Raw genomic sequence first — 22,642 nt, 5'->3', positions numbered from 1 at the left:
AGGGGACGCGTCAGCATATTTTCGGGGATCATTCGCATAATGTATCGGTCACACGCGCCCTCCATATTGACTACTCGCCCGGGTGGCTTTCGAACCGGGACAGCTTGCCCCGCGAGGGCAAACACCATTTTCATTAACGTGATCATTTCCACTCCTTCATTACGCGGCCACGCGGCTAGGGCTGCGCACTCGCTTCGCTCGCTTGCTGGGCGTCGCGCCTTCGGCGCTCGCCTCTCGTTATAGACTTCGATGCAGCGAAAGATTCAGTCAGGCACATGAAAGATGATGATTACTGCGGAAATAGGTCTTTCCCCCAAGGAGGACGCAGAGAAAGCTGCGTTCGCCAAAGGAGGAATCTCTGCGTCTAACAGGTGGTGAAGGGCTTCCAACGCTAGGTGGCTTCCCTTTACCTAGCAGCGCCCCGATTCCGGTCTTTCGACCAAGCGGTTACAGCCTTTCGGCTGAGCATCACGCTCGACTTACCTTCAATCGATGCGTGATCGGTTGTTGTGGCCCGGAGCCGAAACTCCCCGCACATTGCAACCGTCTTTCGTGCCATTTCGACCTAAGTCCGGCGGCGACCGTTTGGGGCGTCCGATGTTCTCCAACGGGGAGCGATCCAAAACGATCTTTCCTGCACCTTCCAGCTAGGCGGCTCGCTGCCCGGTCATGTTCCCGGCGCTGGCGAAATCTTCGATGCTGGTATGGGTGGCGACTGTCGGTGGCGTCTTTCCGCGAGGGTGTCTGCCGTTAAAACCTGACTACTGCCGTGCTCTTGTAAGTGTCTGTTTGCGTTACCGCTCGGTGACAATGAAGACATAGCGAGCAGCGAGGCGGATTTCAACACGAAACGCCACGAAAACAATGCGTTATCACTAAGCTCTAACGCTTACCCACGTCGATTCAGCATGTTCCCCGGTCGCATCTGCTTGCGCATCTCATCCTGAACCACGCTGCGGAAGCTGCGCTCGGTCGCCTTCACAATCTTGTCCGCGAGGTCGCGGTTCATTTCGGGCGATCCGCCACCGCCCTCCACGGTAATCGTCGGCGCGTAGCTGACCGAGACATCAGACGCGCTTTGAGAGCCGCTTGCGAGCACCTTCGACGGAGCTGCCGCCCCGACCAACCCACCCGAGCTGTAGCCTTTCAGCGCGGCGCTATGGAGCGCGTCGAGATTATCCACGCCAAGCCGTTCGGTCGCGGCTTTGCTCAGGACGTATTCGCCTTTGTGAACCACGCCCGCTGGCGCGAACTTGTGACCGTCGCCGGTGTAGCCACCTGCGCTAAACCCGAGCATTCCACCGAGCCACGTCATGAAGCCACCGCTGGCGGCACCACTGAAGAGCTGATTGAGCTGCGCCTGAGCAATCTGCATGAGAAGACCCGATAGCGCTTCCTCGGCGCTCGCAGAGCCGTCCAAGACCGAGCCGAAGAGGTCAGCGAGCGCACTCGCCCCAGCTTGGCCGCGTTCCTCAACCTTCTTGAGCTTGTCTGCGGCTTGCTCCGCCCGGTTGCCCGCTTCGACATAGCTCTGTGCGAGCCGGTCGATCTCGGCGCTCAGCTCAGGCGTGATCGCCTTCCCGTCCCTCTGGGCGGCAGACAGCAGCTCAGCTTTCTTGCGCGCGAACTCCACCGCGTCACCATAGCTCTTCCCGGCAGCCGCAGCCGCGACCAATGCAACCGCCTCGGCGTCGAGTGCAGCGCGTTCGTTCTCCATGTCAGCAAGGACGCGTGCGTAGTCGTCATGCGAGCGCCCACCGCCGCCTTTCTTCGGCGTCGAGACGTTCTCCGAGATCATCGGTGGCGCAGCTTTCGGGCGGGGCGAACTTGTCGGCGCGAACTCACCGGGCGGCATCTCGATATCCGCAACCGTAAGCCCCTGCCCGCTCGTCATCGGCAAAGAGCCACCCGGAAGTGAGGCACGCGCCTCGGCAGCTTTCGCGCGCACGCCTTCGAGTGCATCCCAAAGGTCGCCAAGACGCCCGATGACTTTCGAGAAGGTGGGGAAGCGTCGAGATCAGTGACCGCGCTGAGCGCGCCTTGCGCCTTCTTGATCACGTCGCCCATCTGGGCTTCGAAATCACTGGCGCTGATCTCGCCCTTATCCAGCTTTTCGGACAGGCGCTGCATCGCCCCGGCAGCCTCGAAGAGCGTATCGGCTGCCTGCGTATCACCCACGCGCTCAAGCTCGTTCGAGACCCGTTGCAGGTAGGGCGCGAGCGCATCCGACTGCGCCGTGAAGCGTTCATAGAGCGCCAGAAGATCGCCGATCTCGCGCGCATTGTCCTCGACCGCCTGCGAGTTACCATCCAGTGCGGCTGCAACCTTCGGACCGAGGATTTGCGGGGCCTGCGCGCCATTGCGGAACAGGTCACTCGCAGCAAGCTTGTCGCCTTCAAGGCGCAGGTTCAGAATCTGCGCCGCGAAGTCGGCTGCCCCGAGCGCTGCCTGTTGCCAACCGCGATGAATACTCGCGGTGAGCGCGCTATAACGGCGGTCCAGCGCATCGGCCTTGTTGATCTGCTTTTCGGTTAAGACCGATGCCTTACCCATCATCGCCTTGATGCTGGCTTGCCCACGGTTCAACATCTCCACGAACCGCTCGCCGCCTGTCCCGCCGAACACCTCGTCAGCGATGCGGATTTGCGCGGCCTTGTCGAACTTCTCGAGCCGCCCGATGATCTCAAGGAAGAGCTTGCTCGGGTCTTTCAGCTTCTTCGAAAGCTCGGCTGCCGAGTAGCCGAGCCGTTGGAACGCATCTGCCCCCGACCCCTTGCCGGTCGCAATGAACTCGTCGGCCCGAAGGTTCAGCTCTTTAAAGCCATCGGTCAAAGCGTCCACGCTGACGCGGTTCTGCTCCGCGACATACTGCCAGCGCTGGAAGTCCTCGACCGCAACACCGGCGCGGCGCGCCTCGTTTCCGATCTCGGCGATACCACGCACCGTCTGACGCACCTGACCGGCAGCAATGCCAAGCCCTGCCCCGATTCCGGCACCGGCCAATCCGGCAACACCGACGCCCAGACCGGGCAGCGGCAGCTTGCCGAGCGCGCCCGCTGCCTTCGTGCCGAAACTCTCATAGCTTTTCGCCATCTTCTCAGCCGAGCGTTTCGCCCGGTTCTCCATCTGGCGCGCGGTCTTCGCTTGCGCCTTGTTCGCGCGCTTCAGCGCTTTCTCAAGCTTGTCGATCCGGGCTTCGACAGGAACAATCAGACCGGGCAGATTAACGTCATTCATCACTCAAAACTCACTCATCAAAACACGAAAAGACCGCCCGAGCTGGGCGCGTTGTAGTTACTCAGATTGGTTTGCCCGAGGGTCAGGCGATAGACGGCCATCGCAGCCGCGACCGCACCGTCAATCCGGTCGGACTTGCGGCCCTTATGCATCTTCACCAGCCCGCTATCGGTGCGCACGGCGACCACGCTCGCGAGGTGCTGACGCAAGACCGGGTGGCCGTCATGGCGCACAAGCCTGCCGTTGACGATCCGCTCAAGGTCGGCACCGGCTGCGCCCATCGTCAGCGGCCCTTGGCGCACCTCGACCACGGGCAAGCCGTCATCATAGAGCCGCTGCATGATCCGCTGCGCGAGGTGCGGATCGAAACCGATCTCTTGCACGTCATAGCGCGCACAAAGCTCGCGGATCTCATCTTCAACCGCCTCTTCATCGATGATCGGGCCGGAACACAGGCGGATCAGACCATCGTCGGCCCATTGCTGATAAGGCACCCCGTCACGATCAGCGCGCGCCTTCAGGTCTTTCCCCGGCACGAAGAACGTGGGCCGGAGCGTCACCTGCCCGTCAAGGTGCTGGAACGCGGCCACAACCGCCGTCAGGTCGCCCGAGCGCGACAGGTCCACGCCGAGCCAGCATGGCAGTTGCTCAAGGTCTTCCTCGTCGCCTTCAAAGCACCGGGCGTCATAGGTCTCGAAGTCGAAGAGCGGATCGCGGCTGTTCCCGAGCCAGCGGTTCAAGTTGAACTGCTCGAAGCTGTGGCGCTCGCTCGGGCTATCCTTCGCCTTGCGCGCCAGCGAGCGCAGCCCTTCCAGATCGGGGAAGCCATGTGCGAGGCCGGGGTTCACCCGATGCCATAGGGATTCGTCTTCCCAATCCTCACCCGGCTCAGGCTCGAAGAGGATCGGCAAGAACTCAGGGTTCACGATCTGCCCGAGCGCGACACCGCGCGCGTAGGCGTATGTCTCGGCGGCAAGTCCCTCGTTTCCGCGACCGGCAGTCGTCGCAATCACGGTCAGGCCGCCCGCCCGCTTCGCCATGCCCGATTGCAGCGCTTCCCAGAGGTCGCGGCCCTGCCAAGTGTGAATCTCATCGGCGAGAACGAAGGTCGGCGTCGTGCCGTGCTGCGCGCGCCCGTCCGACGACACCGCTTTGAGCGTCGAGCCATCAAGGGCGCTCTTGATCGCCTTCGGCGCATTGTGCGCGTCATAGAGGCGCGTCACGGCCTCAAGGCGCTTGTCGCACCGGATCACCTCGGCAGCCTCTCGAAAGCCGATGCCTGCTTGTTCCCGATCACTGGCCGCGAAGATGATCTGACCGGCAGGCAGCTTCTCGGGGCCGAGCAAGTGCAAGAGTGCCAGCGCAGCGGCGAGCGAGGTCTTCCGATTGCCCCGAGGGATCATCAGGAAGACCATCTTCACCACGCGCGAGCCATCGGCGTTGCGCGGCCCGTAGATGCGCCGAACTATCCGCTCTTGCCACGGGGCGAGCTGGAAAGCGCGCTTCGGTGCAGAGCTGGCCGGGTGGCGAAGGCGGCGCAAAAACTGCACCGCCCGCTCGCCATAGCCGAGCGGGTCGTCAATCGGTGAGCTATCCATGACCCATTCGGGATAGGTGCTTGCCATGATCACACCGCGAGCGGGTCGTCAGCGTCGGGTTCATCGGGCGCAGCCGAGCCGATCCGAGCGCGCGAGGTGGGCGTGAGACCGTATTCGCTTGCGAGCTGGCGCGCGGTCTGTGCTGCCCGATTCCAGACACCGAAGAGCTTCGGGTCGATCAGACCACCGGCGCGCTGTTCCTCGATCTGGCGGCAGATGCCCACCGCCGAGCAATAGGCCTCGACGCCTGCCAAATCGGCCTTCGTGATGATCCTGCGCGCGATCAGTTGCGGCATGATCCGTTTCCATTCGGTCTTGGCATGGGCGCTGAAGTAAGACGGAACCTGTGGGGCCTTCGTCAGAGCTTCGGCGTCAGGCGCCAGAGTCGGTTTGATGCCACGTTGATGCACGCTCATGCGGCCACCGAAACTTTCTGTTGCCATCTTCCGACGAACATGCGAGCAGAAGGCTCTTTTGATCGGTCATTTCTAATTGAGGCAATATGTCTTGTGGTATCAAATGCTTGGCAGCAATTTTGTTCGTCCTCTTTGCACTCACACTGCTGGCTTTGGGCATGAACGGAGTAAATTCCGCAACCAAGTGCAAGCAAGCGCGCGATGCCTTGGCCTCGGCCCCAAATAATCAGAGTTTTCAGGATTTGGAAAAGACTGCCTGTGAAGGCTTCGACTGAATTCATGCGGCCACCGCGCGCAACTCTAAGCCACGCCTACGCCCGATCTCGGCAATCGCCACGACATTCCACGCGACACCATCGCAAACGATCCGATCCGCGACAGACACACCCGGCAGCCACCGGATAAGAAACACCGCGTTGTTGCTCACGCCCTTGCCGTAGGTCGTCAGAAACTCTGAGATGCCCGCTTGCCGCTGCTCAGCTCGCCCGGTCGCGTAGGTTGTCCATGCGCTCGACACCGAGCCGGACGGGTTCACCGCCTCACTCAACCGTTGCAGTTCAATCAGGTTGGTCAGCTTACCAGATTTCATCGCTCAGACCCTCCACCGCACAACAGCCTCAAGGCTCATTACCCCATGCGTCAGGCTTAGCTCGGGCTTGGGGTCACGCAGCCAGACCACGCTCGGCGCGTGCCATTCGTCCACGTCGATCTCAGGGGTATCGGCAGGGCCGAACTCAAGCGCTTGATACGTTGCCGCGCCGATCTGGCGCGCCGTATCTGGGCCGTCTTCAACCGCCCAGACATGAAGAGTGAGGAAGACACGCGCGAGGCGCTGAGACCCAGATGCACAGCCCAGGTATTCAGTTCGAGCGTCGGAAAGCACCACTGAGGGCAGCCGCTCACCGCGCACCTGACCGGCGCGAATGTTCGAAGCCTCGACCAGCGCGACCACCTCGGGCGCGTTGATCAGCGTGGCGCGGATAGCAGTTTGAAACGCGAGAGCGGGATCAAGCATCGCTTCCCCTTTCGCCGCTTCGCGCACGGCCAGCTCGGGAACAGAAACGGCAGACATACTGAAACTCGTCAAAGGAAATACTGTTGCATTATAGCAACAGTCGTCCGAGCTTTGAAGAGGCAATATGAATGGCGAACCGAGCGTTACGCCTTTAGCCAGCGGTCGAACACACTGTCAGTGTTCGCTGTAGTGATCCATCGGATCGCCCAGCCCAAGCCATAAATAACAGCGCCGCCACCAAGCACGAAGGCTACGCCCAAAATGAAGTCGGGCTTACCATAACTAAACCTTGCGGCCTCTCCTTCGACAAGCGCCATAGAAAATACGAGACCATAGAACACATACCAAAGCGCTGAACATATGACACCGAGAACGTAGATTAGCTGAACGAGTCTTCCGGTGATCGAGTCGCGCGCAACAGCCATCTTAAATTCCCATCTAAAATTATTCTTCGGTAACAGATAGTTCACGAACTTCTGACAGGTCAACGATGGAGTCGAGACGCAGAGAGGGTAACGTGGCGGCAAGAAGCGCACGCTTACCCCCTCCGGAGAAAAGTTATTTAGCGCAGATCGTGCGCGGACCTCCCCCCGCCGGTCCTACGCTCCCGTGTAAAGTTTAGACCGCCCCGCCCATGCAACCAGCCCAAGTAAAGCCTTGTGCTTGATTGCAAACGGTTCGCAAGTCAATCTCACGCAAATGATTCTTTCGGAGATTGAGAATGACGCGTTGGCAAGAGAATTTCGCGAAACATCCCATACACGCCACGCTCGACGCCATCGAGCAAGCACTAGACGTAGATGTTGATATCGAAGATGCCAGCTTAGCGTCAGAGTGGGTCAGGCTCGAAAAGGTGATTAAGATCATCAAGCAAATCTTGCATGACCTCGATCCAGAGCTGGCCCCGATCAATGCGCTCAATACTATCAACGCGCAAATTAATAACGGAGGCGTTCTGAATAGCGTTAGAAACTTTTCTAACACCAAGAACCCTCAACACCTTGTTGACGCAAATACGCAAATAGATCAAGCAATTGCTTCATTATATCAAATAACCTCATTGAAGTTCGCCAGATCGACGCGACGTGCGGATTTGGAGGCTGCGACTAGTAGTTTCGATAAGTTCGCAAGAACGACAGAAAAGACCCTAGCAGTATACAAGAATAGGACACAAGAATCCGCACATGAGATAGCTGCGGCTGCTCATCGAATTGAAGAAATGAGGGAGACAGCATCCAAATCGGCCAAAGAATTCGAGTTGGAGCTAGACGAATGGAGAACGACAAAGACCAACATACTGAACGACCAATCAAAGGAATTTACCGATCTAATTAATTCTAGCAAAACGAACGCAGCAAACACAGTCAAAGAGATTCGGGACACCGCAAGCAGCCATCTAAGCGAATTCTTTAAGGAGATACGGGAAAAGGCCAATGATGAACAGGTGGAGCTTGTTTCACATATCGAATCGATTAGCGCAGATGCCACCGACGCTCATGAGAAAATATTGAAACTATACAAGATCGTCGCGCGTGATAGTGTAATCGGCGGCTATAAGAGCATCGCGGACCGAGAATATTCGTCAGCTCAATGGTGGCGGCGGGGCGCAGTTGCCTGCATCGTTCTTACCATCGCTTGGCTACTTTATAGCCTTCTGTGCCTGCAGCCTATAGTTGAGCCAGAACCCCTGTTCTGGCTTCAAATCGGAAAGAGCGCAGTCATTACTGCATTGCTCATTTCGTTTGGAATTTACGCCTCAAAACAGGCCAATCTTCACCGAGCCAACGAGAAAAGAACCAGAGCATTTTCGTTGCAGGTTCAAGCTTTCGATCCGTTCATTGCCAATCTGCCTGATGATGATAGAGCAAACCTTAAAAAAGCCCTCAGTGAGAGAATTTTTGGAGTGCAAGATAACTCTGACGACGATCAGATTTTGAAGGACTCAAGCTTTCAAGGCTTAGAACAAGTCGTTTTGCTCATTGAGAGGGTAAAGAAGGCTGTCGGAAAATAGCTTACCCTGCAACGGTCAGCCCTTTCGCGAGCCTCTTGCGGATTGTCTGCTTGGTCACGCCCAGACGCTCGGCCCATTCGCCGAGCGTCAGCGTCTCGCCCTCGTGAGTGATCATCCTCGGTGGCGTGCCACGCGCCCAAGTGCGACCCTTCATAGCTTCCTTTATGCGCTCACTCCGCTTCTCGCGTGCCTGCAAACGCGCTTCAACAACGCTCGTGGTGATTGCTCTCTCGAACGTCCAGCCGTTACGCATTCGCGCGCGGATCACACCGGCAGCAAGCCCGACCTTTTTTGACCACTCCCCGATCGTGAGCGTTTCGCCCTTGTAGGTGTAAGTCGGGTTCGGTCGCTTCCGTTTTTGACGCGGTTCGCGCTTCTCGATTTCGGCCCTTTGGCGCACGGTCTTGCCCGCGACAAGTTCGTCAAGGGGTGGCGCTTCCGCGATAAGCTTTCTCATTCGTCTCACGACTCCTTCCATTTCCAGACCGGCACCGGTGCAGATCATCTCAAGATCACGGTTCGGCATGCTGAGCAGTTCGCGCGCCTGCTCGATATTCCGCCGCCTTACAGTCTCTGAATCGAGCGCAGCGCCATTCAGAGCGTCATCAACGGCCTGATAGAGAACTGCTTGCCAGAGACGCCTTGTGCCGCTCATGGCGCGGCCTCTTGGCGCTGCTTGTGCCGGTTGTGGCAGCCCTCGCAGAGCGCCTGCCAGTTCGACCTATCCCAGAATAGCCGCTCGTCGCCCCGGTGCGGCTTGATGTGATCGACCACAGTCGCAGGCGCGCCGCACATGGCGCAGCAAGGGAACAGTCGCAGAAACTCGATACGCGCCTTGCGCCATTCCTGATTGTATCCACGCTGAGCCGCAGTCGGGCGCTTTGCGTCATAGCGACGGCCACGGGCACGCTTGCTCGCGATTTGGCACACGCAGAGCTGCCCATGCGGCACAATGCGACCACAGGCGCAGGCACGGGGCGGGCGGCTCATCGCTTTTCGCTCCGCAGCTTCGCTTTCAGGCGATTCAGCCCTTCCCGGTCAAATTCTGGATCGAGATTGGCAGCGATATTCGCTTCGCGCTGCCTCTTATTGTCCTCAGTGGTGCGCGTCTCTTCCCTTGCCCCACCGGCGAGCGCGACCAGCTTCTCGGAATGCGCCTCAACAGCGGCGATGATCTCGCTCGGGCTGGCATTCCACGTTTCCGAGGGTGTCCATTCGAGCCAGCCAGTGCCTAGCCGGTAGAGGTCTTGGAACAGTTCTGCCCACGGCTTGCTCGCGCCGCTCTCAGGCTCTTGCCGCTCACCCTCTGGCGCTTGCGGCAGCAGAGCTGCACAGAAGCCCATCAGGCGTGCTTGCTCGCCCTCCACGAAGCCACGCAAGGGAACGCGCGACAAGGATCGCAGAAGCGCGTCAGCTTCGCGCCTATCGGTCGCGGCGGCTTCGATCACGGCCCGATAAGCCGTGAAATTCTGATCGTGGATTCTTCGGAAGAGCGGCGCGAAGCCGAATGCTTGCTCAAGGGTAATTGCAGCCCGCAAAGAGGCCCGAAGCGTCACGGCAAGGTCGCCGTGACGGATCGTGCATTCATATGCGGGCTGCACTGGTAGCACCGTATTACGCGGCGGCGAGCTTCAGCTTCGCGAAGGCTTCGCCCAGCGTCACGCGACCGCCCACGCGACGGCGCGCGTGCAGCTTCACGATACCATTGGCCGCGCCGGTGTAGTCGTCGCGCAGGATCTCGAAGCCGGTGCGGTCTGCGATGGTGTAGCCTTCCGCGAAATCGCCGAAGATGATCGGCGCATTGCCTGCAACCGGGTCCGGCATATCAGGCGCTTCGACCACGGGACGGCCCAGAAGCGAAGCCGGTTGACCAGCCGCGAGACCGGGCTGCCAGATCGCTTCGCCCATCGTGTTCGAGATTTTGCGGATCGCGGCCATCGTCTTGCGGTTCATCAGCCAGACGCCCCGCGAGGCATAGGCCGTTTTTATCCCATAGTAGAGATCGGTGAGCGTGTCTTGAGTCAGCGAGGCTACTTCATCCTCTGCGACCTCGGTCGAGGTCATCACACCCTCGGCAGCCGAAGTGCCGTTGCCGTTGACGAACCACTGCGCTTCGATCTGGCCGAAGCGGCGAGCGATGTGATTGCTGAGATAGCCGTTCAGATCGACCTGCGCATCTTCCAGCAGAACGCGCGTCACCGGCACGATAACGGCCATCTCGAACGCCTTGAGGTCGATCTGTTCGAAGCTCGGCTCACTCTCGGGACGCGGATCGGTTTCGCCGACTTGCGCCGGGTTCACCTCGTCCACCAGCCCCGGGGGAGCTGGACGAGCGGCCCGCCCATCGAGAGGACCGAGGCGAGACCACGAACCGGGGATTGCTCGGCCACTTTCTCGATGATCGTTGCCGAGACGGTCTCGGGCGCGAGGATCGGCCCGTTGGTCGAGCCATAGGCCATGGCCTTCGTGTCGAGGTTCGAGCGGTCGCCCGAGCGAAGAAAGCTCGAAAACGCCTTCACTTCGTCTTGCGCCATGACCGAGCTTTGAATGCCGGTGACGGCTACGCCAGGGCGGTTCGCCTTGGCTTCGATCTTGTCGAGACGCGCCTTGATCTCGTCAAAGGCCTTCGTGTCGATTTGCGGCGCTTGCGCCGGGGTTTCTTCCTGTTCCATCTGAATGTTTTCCTTGTGCAAATGGGTCGATTTGAAAGAGGTGATCTGCGCGCCCGGATGGGCCGGAACGGCAACAATGCTGATTTCGTGAAGCTCAAGGGCGGTAATGCGTCGGCCCTTGCCTTGGCGCTTCGCGTCTTTGGTCACGAAGCCAATCGAGAGGCCCGAGACTGCCCCGGCCCTCACCATCGCGCGCACTTCACGGGCGCGCTCAACGTCTTCGATCAAGAGACGTCCTTTCACGGATAGACCGGCGTCGGTCTCCGCGATCTCATCCCAGACACCGACGACTTGCCCCTGATCATGGGCGAAGAGCATCGGCAGCGATCCGGGGCCGATGAAAGCGCCCTTCTCGATTACGTCGCCCACGCGATCCGCAGAACCGAAGGGCCATGCGAGGCCGGTGATCTCGCCCTCATCCGAGACGCTGAGCGAGGCTTTGACTTCGAGGCGGTCGGTCATGCCGCAGCTCCGACGAAGCGCTCAAAATCGGCCTCGGCATTGCGTGCCACGTCCTCAAGCGTCTCGCTCTCGTCCACGCCATTCCAGCGCGCTTCGAGAATGTCGAAGGCCAACGGAAAGACTTCGGCGAGGGGGCGGTTCTCCGCGTATGCTGCGCAGAGCTGCGCGGCTTCCTCGGGTGCGGTCCCTGCCCCGATCAGACCGAGCCGGATGATATCTTTCAGAAGCTTCGCCGGGTGAGCGTGATTGACTAGCTTGAGATAGATCGCACCGACGCCGAGGTCGGTCAGGCGCTCAAGCTCGGCGATCATGGGATCGGTCAGGGTGAAGGCGCGCTCTGCGTCGCCGAAGAACGCATAAAGCGTAATGCTATCAGTCATTGGAAATTGCCTTTTCGGGGGAAGATGCGGGGGCTGCGCTTGTCGTCGTGTAGGGATTTTCGAGGGCGTTGCCGTCCGCGTGGGGCGGCAGGTTCAGACCGGCGCGCACCTCGTTGGCCGTCATCGCGCCCATGCTGCGATACTGCCCGTAGGCGGTCGCACGGGCTGCCGTGTCGGTCGTTGTCAGATCATCGGTGATGAACTCAGCATAAAGCTCGCGACGTTCCTCGGGCGTCAGAAGGCACCGGGCATAGGCCCAAGCCCACGACGCCAGCCACGGCTTCAGCGTGACTTGCAGAAACTGGCGGCTCATTTCCTCAGTGTTGCTCCACGTCCCGCGCGTCAGCTCGAAGAGCATCGTCGGCGGCACCCTGAAGGCACGCGCGATTTCGCGGATTTGCTCAAGGCGGTTCTCGGCGAATTGGCTATCGGCGAGCGTCATGGTGACGCTCTCGTAATTCATGCCCTCGTCAAGAATGGCCGTGCCGCCGGTGCTGCCCGAGCCATGCGCAGCGGTCCAACTCTGGGCAAGCTTGCCTTTGGCCTCATCGCCGAGCGTCTTTTCGGTCTTGAGAATGCCACCGGGCTTGCCGCCGTTCGCGAATAGCCGTGCGATATGGCTCTCGAAGGCCAGCGCGAGACCAATAGCTTCGCGCCCGAGCGTGATCGGGGAAGCGCCACCGAAGGCGCTGACATGCAGAATATCGGAAAAGGCGTAGCGGTGACGCCCGTCTGCGAGCTGCACCAGATAGGACGGCTCGCCAAGCTCATCAGTCTCAAGCTGCACTTGATGCGGTTCAAGGCGGTGCAGCTCGCCCGGATCGCCAGAGCCGTTGCGCACCACCAGAGCGAAGCCGTGACCGCGCGGTAAGGCGTCAGTCGTAAGCTGCAACCGAAGTGCCTCGGCGGAGGTCCACGGGTTCGCCTCGTCGTGCATCAGACGGTAAGCGGGGTGATCGGTAACGCTTGCTCTGCCCTCGCGCTCGAAGAGCTTGACCGGCAAACTCCCGACCGTCTCGGCGATCAGGGCAACGGCGCAGGAAACAGCGGGAACACGAAGCGCGCTCTCAGCGGTGACGGTCTGGCCGGTGAGGGTTGGGACAACTCCGAAAATCGGAAGAGCGGTGGGGTCTGAGACCGCCACCGCCTTCCTTTGGAAGACCGAAAGGACTTTCTGAAACATTGCAACTCGAAAACATGGTTACTCGTAATGTTGCATTTTTAACACACCCAGCTCGCGGTGTGAATCCCATTTTTGCTATACTTTTTGCTATACATTTCGCAATACAGAGACTTGCTGTTATTGTTTATTTTCAATATGTTGGACTGATTTGTCGCGAAAAATGGCGCACTGTCTCTCCGCCACTTCCCCCGGCGAATGAATGTGGGGAAAATATCCAAGAAAATCAGCGCTTAGATAGCGTAGCTCGGCGCGTGGCCCGCCTTTTTCGGTGAATTTGCCATGCGAGTCGAGCGCTTGCCCCTTTCCCGGCTTCCGAATTTTGGCAAACAGCAGCCCCTGCGGAAAGTCAAAGACTCCCGGACCGAAGCCAGTCGCCGCGCCGGGAGCATTGTTCCCGGCGGCAGACGCGGCGCGTCGTCCTCGGACGAACGAAACCGATCCCTCCAAAACCGATTCTCACCGGCGTGTGACAAAACATTGCTCTCAGATGACGGTTTTGTGCACAAATTTTGTGCAGCCACCCCAAAAAATCCACCTCTGAGCTGTGAACCCGCAGGGTTTTCGCAATTTGCGCTTGCCGCCTGAGTCTCACGCTGCAAATTTGGTTCCACATCGGAACAACCCGAACGGCAATTGCGCCTCGCTTTGACACCGCTTTCCTGCGGCAAGTCAGCGGGGCGTTTTGCGTTTTGGATCAGGGGTGCTGCGGGAGCGGATATGAAGAAACGGATCGAACTTGGCCTGCTATATTCCCGCTCGGGGAGCTATTCTCTGATTTCAGAGGCTTGCCGGACCGGGGCGCTGAGCGCGATTGCAGAGATCAACGCGATGCCCGATTTCCCGCTCACCTTTGCTCCGGTCGAGCGCGACCCAGCGGGCAACATCGACGCCTACGGTCCGCTCTGCGAGGAAATTCTGCGAGACAGCGATGCCCGCCACGTGATCGGCTGCGTCACGTCGTGGAGCCGCAAGGAAGTGATCCCGACGCTGGAGAAAGCGGGCGGTACGCTCTGGTACGCGGTGCCCTACGAAGGGTTCGAAGCCTCGGATCATGTCGTCTACACCCATGCCTGCCCGAACCAGCACCTGCTGCCAATGCTCGGCTGGGCCTTCGCCCGGCTGGGACGGCGGGGCTTTCTGACCGGCTCGAATTACATCTGGGGCTGGGAGATGAACCGGCTCGCCCGAGACGTGATCTCGACCGCTAGCGGCGAGGTTCTGGGCGAACGTTACCTGCCGCTCGGCTCGCTTGATGTCGACCGGATGATTGCTGAAATTCGCGCGACCCGGCCCGATTTCATTCTCAACAACCTGATCGGCCCGTCGCAATACGCCTTCCTCGAAGCCTATCACAGGCTCGGTCAGGAGGACGCCCATTTCCGGCCCGAGACCTGCCCGATCCTCTCATGCAATCTGACCGAATGCGAATTGCCCGCGATCCATCCGGGCGCGGCCGAGGGGCTCGTGGCCGCCGGGCCGTATTTCCGCGGCGCGACCGGCTGGCCGCAGGCGCAGCGCAATTTCGGCTCCTCGCATGAAGCGGCCGCGTGGTCCTCGGTCTATCGTCTCGCGCTTCTGCTCTCGGGGCACGAAGACGCCCCGGACCAGAGCCTCGCACAACTCTTGCACGATGCGCCGCAGGGTACCGAGGGGATCGACGCCTCGACCCACCATACCGCCCTGCCCGTCCTGATCGCGCAGGTCGAGAACGGCGCTTTCACCGTTCGCGAGCGGTTCGAAGCCGTCGCGGGCGACCCCTATCTCGCACGGGGTCGCAACGCGGTCTCGCCCGGCGCGCCCCGACTGAAGGTGGTGTCATGAAACGCAAGATCCGCATCCCCGATCTCGGTGGCGCCCGCGCCTATATCCTGCATCGCCCGCACGCGACCGTGCAGGCGCTCGAGCGGCAGTTGCGCGCGATCGGACTGACGGTCGTGCATTGCTGGCCCGAACTTCCGGCGGAAGCGCTGTCGGGCGATTTCGTCTTCTTCGACGCGGATCAGGGCTATGACGAGCAATTCCCGTGGAAGCCGGGGCAAAGCCCGATGCCGATGATCGCGCTGATCGGGACCGAAGCGCCGGGCCGGATCGAATGGTCGCTGGAAGCCGGTGCCCATGCGCAGCTCCTCAAACCGGTGGGCGATGGCGGGGTCTATTCAGCGCTGCTGATCGCGCGGCTCGGTTTCGAGGCGCGGGCGCAGCTTTCGGCGGAGATCGCGGATTTGCGTCGCCGCCTCGACGAGCGCCAGACGGTGGTGCGGGCGGTCACTCTGCTGGCCGCGCGGGGAAAGAGTGAGGCGGAGGCCTATGACCAGCTCCGCCAGATGGCGATGGCCTGGCGCGTGAGTTTTGAGGATGCCGCGCGCCGCATCGTCGCCAACCATGACGAACAAAGGAAGACCGATGACCGACGCGACCTTGGCTGAGGGACCGGCCCGACCGCAAAGCGCCTTGCGCCGCCTGATGCGCCGCAAGCTCGCCCTTCTGGGCTTTGCGATCATCGCGATCGTAACGCTTGGCGCGATTTTCGCGCCGTGGATCGCGCCATTCGAGCCGCAGGACCAGATGTTCGACGGGCTGACGCTGGAAGGCGCCCCCATGCCGCCGGGCGAAAAGTTCTGGCTCGGCACCGACCTTCTCGGCCGCGACCTGTTCTCCCGCATCCTTTATGGCGCGCGGACCTCGCTGATCATCGGCGTCGTCGCGAACGGCCTGGCGCTGATTATCGGCACGCTGATCGGCGTGACGGCAGGCTATTTCCGCGGCTGGATCGGTGCGGTGCTGATGCGCTTCACCGACCTGATGATGGCCTTCCCGGCGCTGCTGCTGGCGATCTGCCTCGCCGCTATCTTCACGCCGTCGCTGTGGATCGTCGCGATGGTGATCGCGCTGGTGAACTGGGTGCAGACGGCGCGCGTGGTCTTCACCGAGACCTCGGCATTGGCCGAGCGCGAATTCGTCGCCGCCGAGCGGACCCTCGGCGCGGGCACGGTGCGCATCCTGTTCCGTCACATCCTGCCGCATCTGGTGCCGATGATCATCGTCTGGGGCACGCTGGGGATTTCGACCACGGTGCTGCTGGAGGCGACGCTGAGCTATCTCGGCGTGGGGGTTCAGCCGCCGACGCCGAGCTGGGGCAACATCATCTTCGAGAACCAGACCTATTTCCAGGCGGCCCCTTGGCTCGTCTTCATCCCGGGCGCCGCGATCCTGCTGCTGGCGCTGTCCTTCAACCTCGTGGGCGACGCATTGCGCGACGTGCTCGACCCGACGCAGAGAGGGCGTGACTGATGCTGGCCTATCTGATCCGACGCCTGATCCAGGCTGCCCTGATCCTCCTCGGCGTCTCCTTCATCACATTCTTCCTGCTCTTCGTGCTGCCGGCCGACCCGGTGCGTCAGATCGCGGGCCGCTCGGCCACGCCCGAGACGGTTGCCAATATCCGCCACCAGCTGGGCCTCGATCAGCCCTTCATCGTGCAATACTGGCGCTACCTGACCGGGTTGTTCCAGGGCGATATGGGCCGCAGCTACCTGCAGAAGACCGAGGTCGCGACGCTGGTCGCCGCGCGCCTGCCCGCGACGCTCCTGCTGATGCTGGGCGCGATCGTCGCCGAACTGATCATGGGGCTCACGCTGGGCATCGTCGCTGCGATCCGCCGCGGCGGCGCGCTCGACCAGTCGCTGATGATCACTTCGTTCGTCGCGGTCTCGGCGCCGCAATTCGTGGTCGGCCTGCTTCTGCTCTATGTATTCGCGGTCAAGCTGAGCTGGTTCCCGATCGGCGGCTACGGCAGCTTCTCGAACCTCGTGCTGCCGGCGCTGACCCTCGGGATCATGGGCTCGGGCTGGTACAGCCGGATGATGCGCTCCTCGATGATCGACGTGCTGCGCTCGGACTATATCCGTACCGCGCGCGCCAAGGGTCTGCGGCGCTTCCGGGTGCTGGCGCTGCACGCGATGCCGAACGCCATCCTGCCGATCATCGCGATGATCGGGATCGATATCGGCATCTTCATGTCCGGCATCGTCGTCGTGGAAAGCGTCTTTGGCTGGCCCGGCATCGGGCAGCTCGCCTGGCAGGCGATCCAGCGCGTCGACATCCCGATCATCATGGGCGTCACGCTCGTATCCGCCTGCGCGATCGTGCTGGGCAACCTGCTGGCCGACCTGATCACACCTTTCATCGATCCGCGCATCAAGCTGCGCTGATCGCAACCAGAGCCCCGGAGGAACCGGGCCCCTCGACCAACGTCCAACGGAGAAAGAGAGACAAAATGAGCTTGATGAGAAAGATGCTCGTGACGAGCACCCTCGCGGTGTCGCTGGGCTTCGGCAGCTTTGCCGCGGCGGCGGACTACACCCCCGACCCGAACGCCAAGGAAGGCGGCGATATCGTCATCACCTACAAGGATGACGTGGCCACGCTGGACCCGGCGATCGGCTATGACTGGCAGAACTGGTCGATGATCAAATCGATCTTCGACGGGCTGATGGATTACGTTCCCGGCACCACCGAGCTGCGCCCCGGCCTCGCCGAGAGCTACGAGATCTCGGATGACGGCACGGTCTTCACCTTCCACCTGCGCAAGGGCGTAAAGTTCCACAACGGTCGCGAAATGACCGCCGAAGACGTGAAATACTCGCTCGACCGCGTGACCACGCCCGCGACCCAGTCGCCCGGCGCAGGCTTCTTCGGCTCGATCAAGGGCTATGACGCGATGGCGGACGGCTCGGCCACGAGCCTCGAAGGCGTGACCGTCGTCGATCCCTACACCGTCAAGATCGAGCTGTCGCGCGCCGACGCGACCTTCCTGCACGTGATGGCGCTGAACTTCGCCTCGGTCGTGCCGAAGGAAGCGGTCGACGAATACGGCACCGATTTCGGCAAGCATCCCGTCGGCACCGGCGCGTTCAAGCTCGCCGACTGGACGATCGGCCAGCAGCTCGTGTTCCAGAAGAACGCCGATTACTGGCGCGAGGGCATCCCCTATCTCGACACCATCACCTTCGAGGTCGGCCAGGAGCCGATCGTGGCCCTGCTGCGCCTGCAGAAGGGTGAGGTGGACGTGCCCGGCGATGGCATCCCGCCGGCGAAGTTCAACGAGGTGATGAACAATCCCGACGAGGCCAAGCGCGTCGTCATGGGCGGCCAGCTGCATACCGGCTACATCACGCTGAACACCCAGATGGCGCCCTTCGACAAGGTCGAGGTGCGTCGGGCGATGAACATGGCGATCAACAAGGATCGCATCGTGCAGATGATCAACGGTCGCGCCACGCCCGCGAACCAGCCGCTGCCGCCGTCGATGCCGGGCTACACCAAGGATTACGAAGGCTACCCCTTCGATCAGGAAAAGGCCAAGCAGATGCTCGCGGATGCGGGCTATCCCGATGGGTTCGAGACCGAGCTCTACGTGATGAACACCGATCCGAACCCGCGCATCGCCCAGGCGATCCAGCAGGACCTGTCGCAGATCGGCGTGAAGGTCGACATCAAGGCGCTGGCGCAGGCCAACGTGATCGAAGCGGGCGGCACGCCGAAAACCGCGCCGATGATCTGGTCGGGCGGCATGGCGTGGATCGCCGACTTCCCCGATCCGTCCAACTTCTACGGGCCGATCCTGGGCTGCGCGGGTGCGGTCGAGGGCGGCTGGAACTGGTCGTGGTACTGCAACAAGGAACTCGACGCGATGGCGACCGAGGCGGACTCGATCACCGACCCGGCCAAGCAGGACGAACGCCTGCAGAAATGGTCCGACGTTTACATGAAGGTCATGGAAGACGCGCCGTGGGTGCCGGTGTTCAACGAGAACCGCTACACCATGAAGTCGAGCCGTATGGGCGGCGAAGATGCGCTCTATGTCGACCCGGTCTCGATCCCCGTGAACTACGACTACGTGTACGTGACGGAGTAAGCGCGCATGTGCAAAGCCTGTGACTATACGATCCACGGCGCACAGCACCATTTCGGCTGGGACAACTCGCTTGTCCCGGCCGAGACGGTGGCCCCGGGATCGACCATCGAATTCCATTGCCACGACAGCTCGGCCGGACAGCTCGGACCGTCCTCGACCGTGGAAGACGTCAAGACGCTCGATTTCGGCAAGATCAACCCGGTCTCCGGCCCGATCTATGTCGAAGGCGCGAAACCCGGTGACGTGCTAAAGGTCACCATCGACAGCTTCACCCCGCGCGAGCAGGAAGGCTCCGCCTGGGGTTGGACCGCCAACATTCCGGGCTTCGGCCTGCTGGCGGATCAGTTCGAGGATCCGGCGCTGACGATCTGGAAATACGACGCTGCCTCGCCCGACAAGGCGCTTTGGGGCAGCGAAGGCAAGGTGGGTCTCAAACCGTTTTGCGGCACGATCGGCGTCGCCCCGGCAGAAGCCGGCCCGCATTCCATCGTCCCGCCGCGCCGCGTGGGCGGGAATCTCGACATTCGCGATCTGGCGGCGGGCACCACGCTCTACCTGCCGGTCGAGGTCGAGGGCGCGCTGTTCTCCGTGGGCGACACCCATGCCGCCCAAGGCGATGGCGAGGTCTGCGGCACCGCGATCGAAAGCCCGATGAACTGCGTGCTCAGCTTCGACCTGATCAAGAACGAGACGCTGAAATTCCCGCGATTCACCACGCCGGGGCCGGTCACGCGCCACCTCGACACGGCGGGCTACGAGGTCACGACGGGCATCGGCCCGGACCTGATGTCGGGCGCGCGCGATGCGGTCTCGGGCATGATCGACCTTCTGTGCGCACAGCGCGGCATGTCGGCGGTCGACGCCTATATGCTGGTTTCGACCTGTGGCGATCTGCGCATCTCCGAGATCGTCGATATGCCCAACTGGGTCGTCAGCTTCTACTTCCCGAGAAACGTGTTCGAATGATCGAAATGCAACAAACGAAAGCCGGGGCCGTCATGGCCCCGGAGCCCGCCCAGCCGGTGCTCGCCGTCGAAGGTCTCACGATCTCGGTGCGCTCGGAGGGGCGCGAGCGGGCGCTGGTCAGCGATCTGAGCTTCACGCTCGCACGCGGCGAGACCATCGCTATCGCGGGCGAGAGCGGGTCGGGCAAGTCGCTGACCTCTCTGGCCATCATGGGTCTGTTGCCGCCCCCTGCCCTTCGGGTCAGTTCCGGCGCCATCCGCTTCCATGACGAAGACCTGACGCGCCTGCCCGAGGGCCGGATGCGCGCCATTCGCGGCAACCGCATCGCGATGATCTTCCAGGAGCCGATGACCTCGCTCAACCCGGTGCTGACGATCGGCTTGCAACTCTCCGAAGCGATCCGCGCGCATGAGCCGGTCTCGAAGCCAGAGGCTCGGACCCGTGCGCTTGAGGCGCTGCGGCGTGTGCGCATCTCCGAACCCGAGCGTCGCATGACGCAATATCCGCACGAGCTGTCCGGCGGCATGCGGCAGCGCGTGATGATCGCGATGGCGCTGGCGCTGCGCCCCGACGTGTTGATCGCCGATGAGCCCACGACCGCGCTCGACGTGACAGTGCAGCGCGAGGTGCTCGATCTGCTGCGCGATCTGCAGGACGAGATGGGAACGGCGATCATCCTGATCACCCACGACATGGGCGTCGTCGCCGAGATGGCCGAGCGGGTCATCGTCATGAAGCAGGGTCAGGCGGTCGAGACCGGCCCTGTCTCGCAGATTTTCACCGCCCCGCGCGAGGCCTATACGCAGGACCTGCTGGCCGCGGTACCGCGCATGGGCGATGGCAGCGGCGCTGCGGGCGCGTCCCCGGATGCCAAACCCGTGGCGCGGCTGCGCGACGTGAAGGTGCATTTCGACATCCGCGGCGGTATCCTGTCGCAGGTCACGCACCGGGTGCACGCGGTCGAGGGTGTCAGCTTCGACATCATGGAGGGCGAGACCTTCTCGCTCGTGGGTGAAAGCGGCTGCGGCAAATCCACCATCGCGAAGGCGCTGACCGGCCTCGTGCCGCATCAGGGCCGCATCGAGGTCGCAGGCCACACGATGGGCAGTTTGAGCGGCGCGAAGATGAAGGAGATGCGCCGCGACGTGCAGATCGTTTTTCAGGACCCGATGGCCGCGCTAGATCCGCGGATGCGGGTGGGCGATCTGGTGGCCGAGCCGCTGGTGATCCATGGCATCGGTACGCCCGAGGAGCAACGCGAGAAGGTCGCGGCGCTGTTCGAACGCGTCGGCCTCACCCGCGATCAGCTCGACCGCTATCCGCACGAGTTCTCGGGCGGCCAGCGCCAGCGAATCTGCATCGCCCGCGCACTGGCGCTGCAGCCCAAGCTGATCGTCGCGGATGAAAGCGTCTCGGCGCTGGATGTGTCGGTGCAGGCACGGGTGCTGGACCTGCTCGAGGCGCTGAAGCGCGAGTTCGGCATCGCGTACCTGTTCATCAGCCATGACATGGCCGTGGTCGAGAACATCTCGGACCGGATCGCGGTGATGTATATGGGGCAAATCGTGGAGATGGGCACGCGGGCGCAGATCTTCGGCGCACCGCAGCACCCCTACACGAAGCGCCTGATGGCCGCCGTGCCGATCCCCGACCCCGACAAGGTGCGCGAACCCATTCCGCGCCTCTCCGGCGAGGTTCCCAGCCCGGTCTACAAGCTGGGCACCGGCCCGCAGCGGCTCACGCTGCGCGACGTTGGCGACGGACACCTGGTGGCGGATGGTGATCTCCCCGCGATGCCCTCCGATACCGCGGCCGAATAAGCGCGAACAGCCAACAGATAAACGAAAACACCGCGGCGCTGTTCGGCGCCGCGGTGTTCTATTTGGCAGATCGGTGGCCTTCGTTCCCGAAGCGGCTTTACGTCTCGACGCCGATCCGTTCGTGGCGAAGCGTCGCCTCCGTAGCTTTCGCATGGCTGGCGATCTCTTCCATCGGTGCGAACCAGACGTCGCCCGTCGCCACGGCGCGTTCCAGCAGCCGTTCCATCTCGCGCCAGCGCGCCAACCGGCCCGTCAGGAACGGGTGGAGCACCGGCATCCAGAACCCGCCCGCCTCGTGCATCGCGTCGAACTCCTCGGCGAAGGCGCGGATGCCATCGGAGGGCGCACGGATCGGCATCAGGTAGTCGATCTCGCCGAAATGCGCGAAGGGCGGCCAGTCATCGGTGCCCCAATGCGGCGGCATCTCGATCAGGCTGCCTTTCGGGGTTTCGACGCGGTAGGGCAACTCGTCGGCCATCATCGAGCTGTCATAGAGAAACCCGTGCTCGATCAACCGGTTCAGCATCGCGGGCGTGAAGGAATAGACCGGCGCGCGATAGCCGCGCGGCTTGCGGCCCGTCATCGAGACATGAACCTCCAGCGCGCGCTCGAACAGCTCCGCCTCGCGTTCGTCGGAATGTTCCATGGGGTCTTCGTGCATCCACGAATGGTGCCCGATTTCGTGCCCTGCCTTCAGGATCGCCTCGACCGTCGCGGGATAATTCTGCATCACCCAGGCGGGCATGAAGAAGGTCTGCGTGAGGCCCAGACGGCGATAGGTCTCGAGGATGCGCGGCACCGCGACCGTCGGCCCGTAGCGACCCATCGAAATCGGCTGCAGGCGCAGCTCGGCATCGTCAGGACGGGCGGTGCGGATCAACGAATCCGCGTCGATATCGAAGGTCACGCAGGCGGCGCAGCGCTTGCCCTCGGGCCAGGTGATCGGGTTGAGAAACATGTCACTC

At 61.9% G+C, this 22,642-nt stretch carries 24 protein-coding genes; 8 read left to right on the top strand and 16 right to left on the bottom strand.

Annotated features, from left to right (window positions below; translation table 11 throughout):
• Positions 1-889: 889 nt before the first annotated feature.
• From BMG03_RS10005 to BMG03_RS09975, 7 genes are all read right to left on the bottom strand, one after another.
• Positions 890-1,900, bottom strand: a complete 1,011-nt coding sequence (locus BMG03_RS10005; protein ID WP_157771577.1) for a phage tail tape measure protein — start codon at positions 1,898-1,900, stop codon at positions 890-892.
• Complete coding sequence (locus BMG03_RS10000) at positions 1,891-3,237, bottom strand: hypothetical protein (RefSeq protein WP_075776555.1); 1,347 nt, start codon at positions 3,235-3,237, stop codon at positions 1,891-1,893. Before BMG03_RS10000 ends, BMG03_RS10005 begins: the two co-directional genes overlap by 10 nt.
• A 17-nt stretch (positions 3,238-3,254) precedes the next feature.
• A complete protein-coding gene (locus BMG03_RS09995) occupies positions 3,255-4,862 on the bottom strand; it encodes a terminase large subunit (protein WP_075776556.1) in 1,608 nt (535 codons plus the stop codon).
• Between the two features lie 2 nt (positions 4,863-4,864).
• The gene (locus BMG03_RS09990) at positions 4,865-5,251 is read right to left on the bottom strand and encodes a phage terminase small subunit P27 family (RefSeq protein WP_075776623.1); all 387 of its coding nucleotides are present in this window, start codon (positions 5,249-5,251) and stop codon (positions 4,865-4,867) included.
• 277 nt (positions 5,252-5,528) lie between these two features.
• Positions 5,529-5,840 carry a phage head closure protein gene (locus tag BMG03_RS09985; protein ID WP_075776557.1) on the bottom strand — a complete coding sequence of 104 codons (312 nt, stop codon included), beginning with the start codon at positions 5,838-5,840 and terminating at the stop codon, positions 5,529-5,531.
• A 3-nt stretch (positions 5,841-5,843) separates the two neighbouring features.
• A complete protein-coding gene (locus BMG03_RS09980; RefSeq protein WP_244270936.1) occupies positions 5,844-6,323 on the bottom strand; it encodes a DUF3168 domain-containing protein in 480 nt (159 codons plus the stop codon).
• A gap of 86 nt (positions 6,324-6,409) precedes the next feature.
• Positions 6,410-6,691, bottom strand: coding sequence for a hypothetical protein (locus BMG03_RS09975; protein ID WP_075776558.1), 282 nt, complete (start codon positions 6,689-6,691; stop codon positions 6,410-6,412).
• Between the two features lie 296 nt (positions 6,692-6,987).
• Between BMG03_RS09975 and BMG03_RS09970 the strand changes: the two genes are divergently transcribed.
• The gene (locus BMG03_RS09970; RefSeq protein WP_075776559.1) at positions 6,988-8,277 is read left to right on the top strand and encodes a hypothetical protein; all 1,290 of its coding nucleotides are present in this window, start codon (positions 6,988-6,990) and stop codon (positions 8,275-8,277) included.
• 1 nt (position 8,278) lies between these two features.
• Here BMG03_RS09970 and BMG03_RS09965 read toward each other — a convergent pair whose 3' ends face one another.
• The 8 genes from BMG03_RS09965 to BMG03_RS20720 all read right to left on the bottom strand — a co-directional run bounded on the left by BMG03_RS09965 (position 8,279) and on the right by BMG03_RS20720 (position 13,421).
• Positions 8,279-8,932 carry a hypothetical protein gene (locus BMG03_RS09965; protein ID WP_075776560.1) on the bottom strand — a complete coding sequence of 218 codons (654 nt, stop codon included), beginning with the start codon at positions 8,930-8,932 and terminating at the stop codon, positions 8,279-8,281.
• A complete protein-coding gene (locus tag BMG03_RS09960) occupies positions 8,929-9,267 on the bottom strand; it encodes an HNH endonuclease (RefSeq protein WP_075776561.1) in 339 nt (112 codons plus the stop codon). The genes BMG03_RS09965 and BMG03_RS09960 overlap by 4 nt, the downstream gene beginning before the upstream one ends.
• Positions 9,264-9,878, bottom strand: coding sequence for an alpha/beta fold hydrolase (locus BMG03_RS09955; RefSeq protein WP_077701208.1), 615 nt, complete (start codon positions 9,876-9,878; stop codon positions 9,264-9,266). Before BMG03_RS09955 ends, BMG03_RS09960 begins: the two co-directional genes overlap by 4 nt.
• Positions 9,879-9,891: 13 nt before the next feature.
• Positions 9,892-10,578: a phage major capsid protein gene (locus BMG03_RS21205; RefSeq protein ID WP_279627809.1), complete on the bottom strand. Its 687-nt coding sequence runs from the start codon at positions 10,576-10,578 to the stop codon at positions 9,892-9,894.
• On the bottom strand, positions 10,575-11,411 hold the full coding sequence (locus tag BMG03_RS21200; RefSeq protein ID WP_279627808.1) for an HK97 family phage prohead protease: 837 nt from the start codon (positions 11,409-11,411) through the stop codon (positions 10,575-10,577). Before BMG03_RS21200 ends, BMG03_RS21205 begins: the two co-directional genes overlap by 4 nt.
• Complete coding sequence (locus BMG03_RS09945) at positions 11,408-11,791, bottom strand: gene transfer agent family protein (RefSeq protein WP_075776563.1); 384 nt, start codon at positions 11,789-11,791, stop codon at positions 11,408-11,410. The genes BMG03_RS21200 and BMG03_RS09945 overlap by 4 nt, the downstream gene beginning before the upstream one ends.
• A complete protein-coding gene (locus BMG03_RS09940) occupies positions 11,784-12,974 on the bottom strand; it encodes a phage portal protein (protein WP_075776564.1) in 1,191 nt (396 codons plus the stop codon). Before BMG03_RS09940 ends, BMG03_RS09945 begins: the two co-directional genes overlap by 8 nt.
• Before the next feature lie 117 nt (positions 12,975-13,091).
• Positions 13,092-13,421 carry a hypothetical protein gene (locus tag BMG03_RS20720; protein WP_157771576.1) on the bottom strand — a complete coding sequence of 110 codons (330 nt, stop codon included), beginning with the start codon at positions 13,419-13,421 and terminating at the stop codon, positions 13,092-13,094.
• A 270-nt stretch (positions 13,422-13,691) separates the two neighbouring features.
• Between BMG03_RS20720 and BMG03_RS09935 the strand changes: the two genes are divergently transcribed.
• From BMG03_RS09935 to BMG03_RS09905, 7 genes are all read left to right on the top strand, one after another.
• Entirely contained in the window at positions 13,692-14,795 is a 1,104-nt protein-coding gene (locus tag BMG03_RS09935; protein WP_075776565.1) for a transporter substrate-binding protein, read from the top strand.
• Complete coding sequence (locus BMG03_RS09930; RefSeq protein ID WP_075776566.1) at positions 14,792-15,400, top strand: ANTAR domain-containing response regulator; 609 nt, start codon at positions 14,792-14,794, stop codon at positions 15,398-15,400. The genes BMG03_RS09935 and BMG03_RS09930 overlap by 4 nt, the downstream gene beginning before the upstream one ends.
• Complete coding sequence (locus BMG03_RS09925; RefSeq protein WP_075776567.1) at positions 15,378-16,265, top strand: ABC transporter permease; 888 nt, start codon at positions 15,378-15,380, stop codon at positions 16,263-16,265. Before BMG03_RS09930 ends, BMG03_RS09925 begins: the two co-directional genes overlap by 23 nt.
• The gene (locus BMG03_RS09920) at positions 16,265-17,185 is read left to right on the top strand and encodes an ABC transporter permease (protein WP_075776568.1); all 921 of its coding nucleotides are present in this window, start codon (positions 16,265-16,267) and stop codon (positions 17,183-17,185) included. Before BMG03_RS09925 ends, BMG03_RS09920 begins: the two co-directional genes overlap by 1 nt.
• 74 nt (positions 17,186-17,259) lie before the next feature.
• Positions 17,260-18,891 (top strand): ABC transporter substrate-binding protein, encoded by a 1,632-nt coding sequence (locus BMG03_RS09915; protein ID WP_075776625.1) that lies wholly within the window; start codon positions 17,260-17,262, stop codon positions 18,889-18,891.
• A 6-nt stretch (positions 18,892-18,897) separates the two neighbouring features.
• Complete coding sequence (locus tag BMG03_RS09910; RefSeq protein WP_075776569.1) at positions 18,898-19,857, top strand: acetamidase/formamidase family protein; 960 nt, start codon at positions 18,898-18,900, stop codon at positions 19,855-19,857.
• A gap of 5 nt (positions 19,858-19,862) precedes the next feature.
• On the top strand, positions 19,863-21,677 hold the full coding sequence (locus BMG03_RS09905; protein WP_075776626.1) for an ABC transporter ATP-binding protein: 1,815 nt from the start codon (positions 19,863-19,865) through the stop codon (positions 21,675-21,677).
• A gap of 97 nt (positions 21,678-21,774) precedes the next feature.
• Here BMG03_RS09905 and BMG03_RS09900 read toward each other — a convergent pair whose 3' ends face one another.
• Positions 21,775-22,635, bottom strand: coding sequence for a polysaccharide deacetylase family protein (locus BMG03_RS09900; protein WP_075776570.1), 861 nt, complete (start codon positions 22,633-22,635; stop codon positions 21,775-21,777).
• Positions 22,636-22,642: the final 7 nt, after the last annotated feature.

This window comes from Thioclava nitratireducens (assembly GCF_001940525.2).
GTDB lineage: Bacteria > Pseudomonadota > Alphaproteobacteria > Rhodobacterales > Rhodobacteraceae > Thioclava > Thioclava nitratireducens.
The sequence above is the reverse complement of the archived record's forward strand: the minus strand, read 5'-3'. Positions and strand labels throughout refer to the sequence as shown.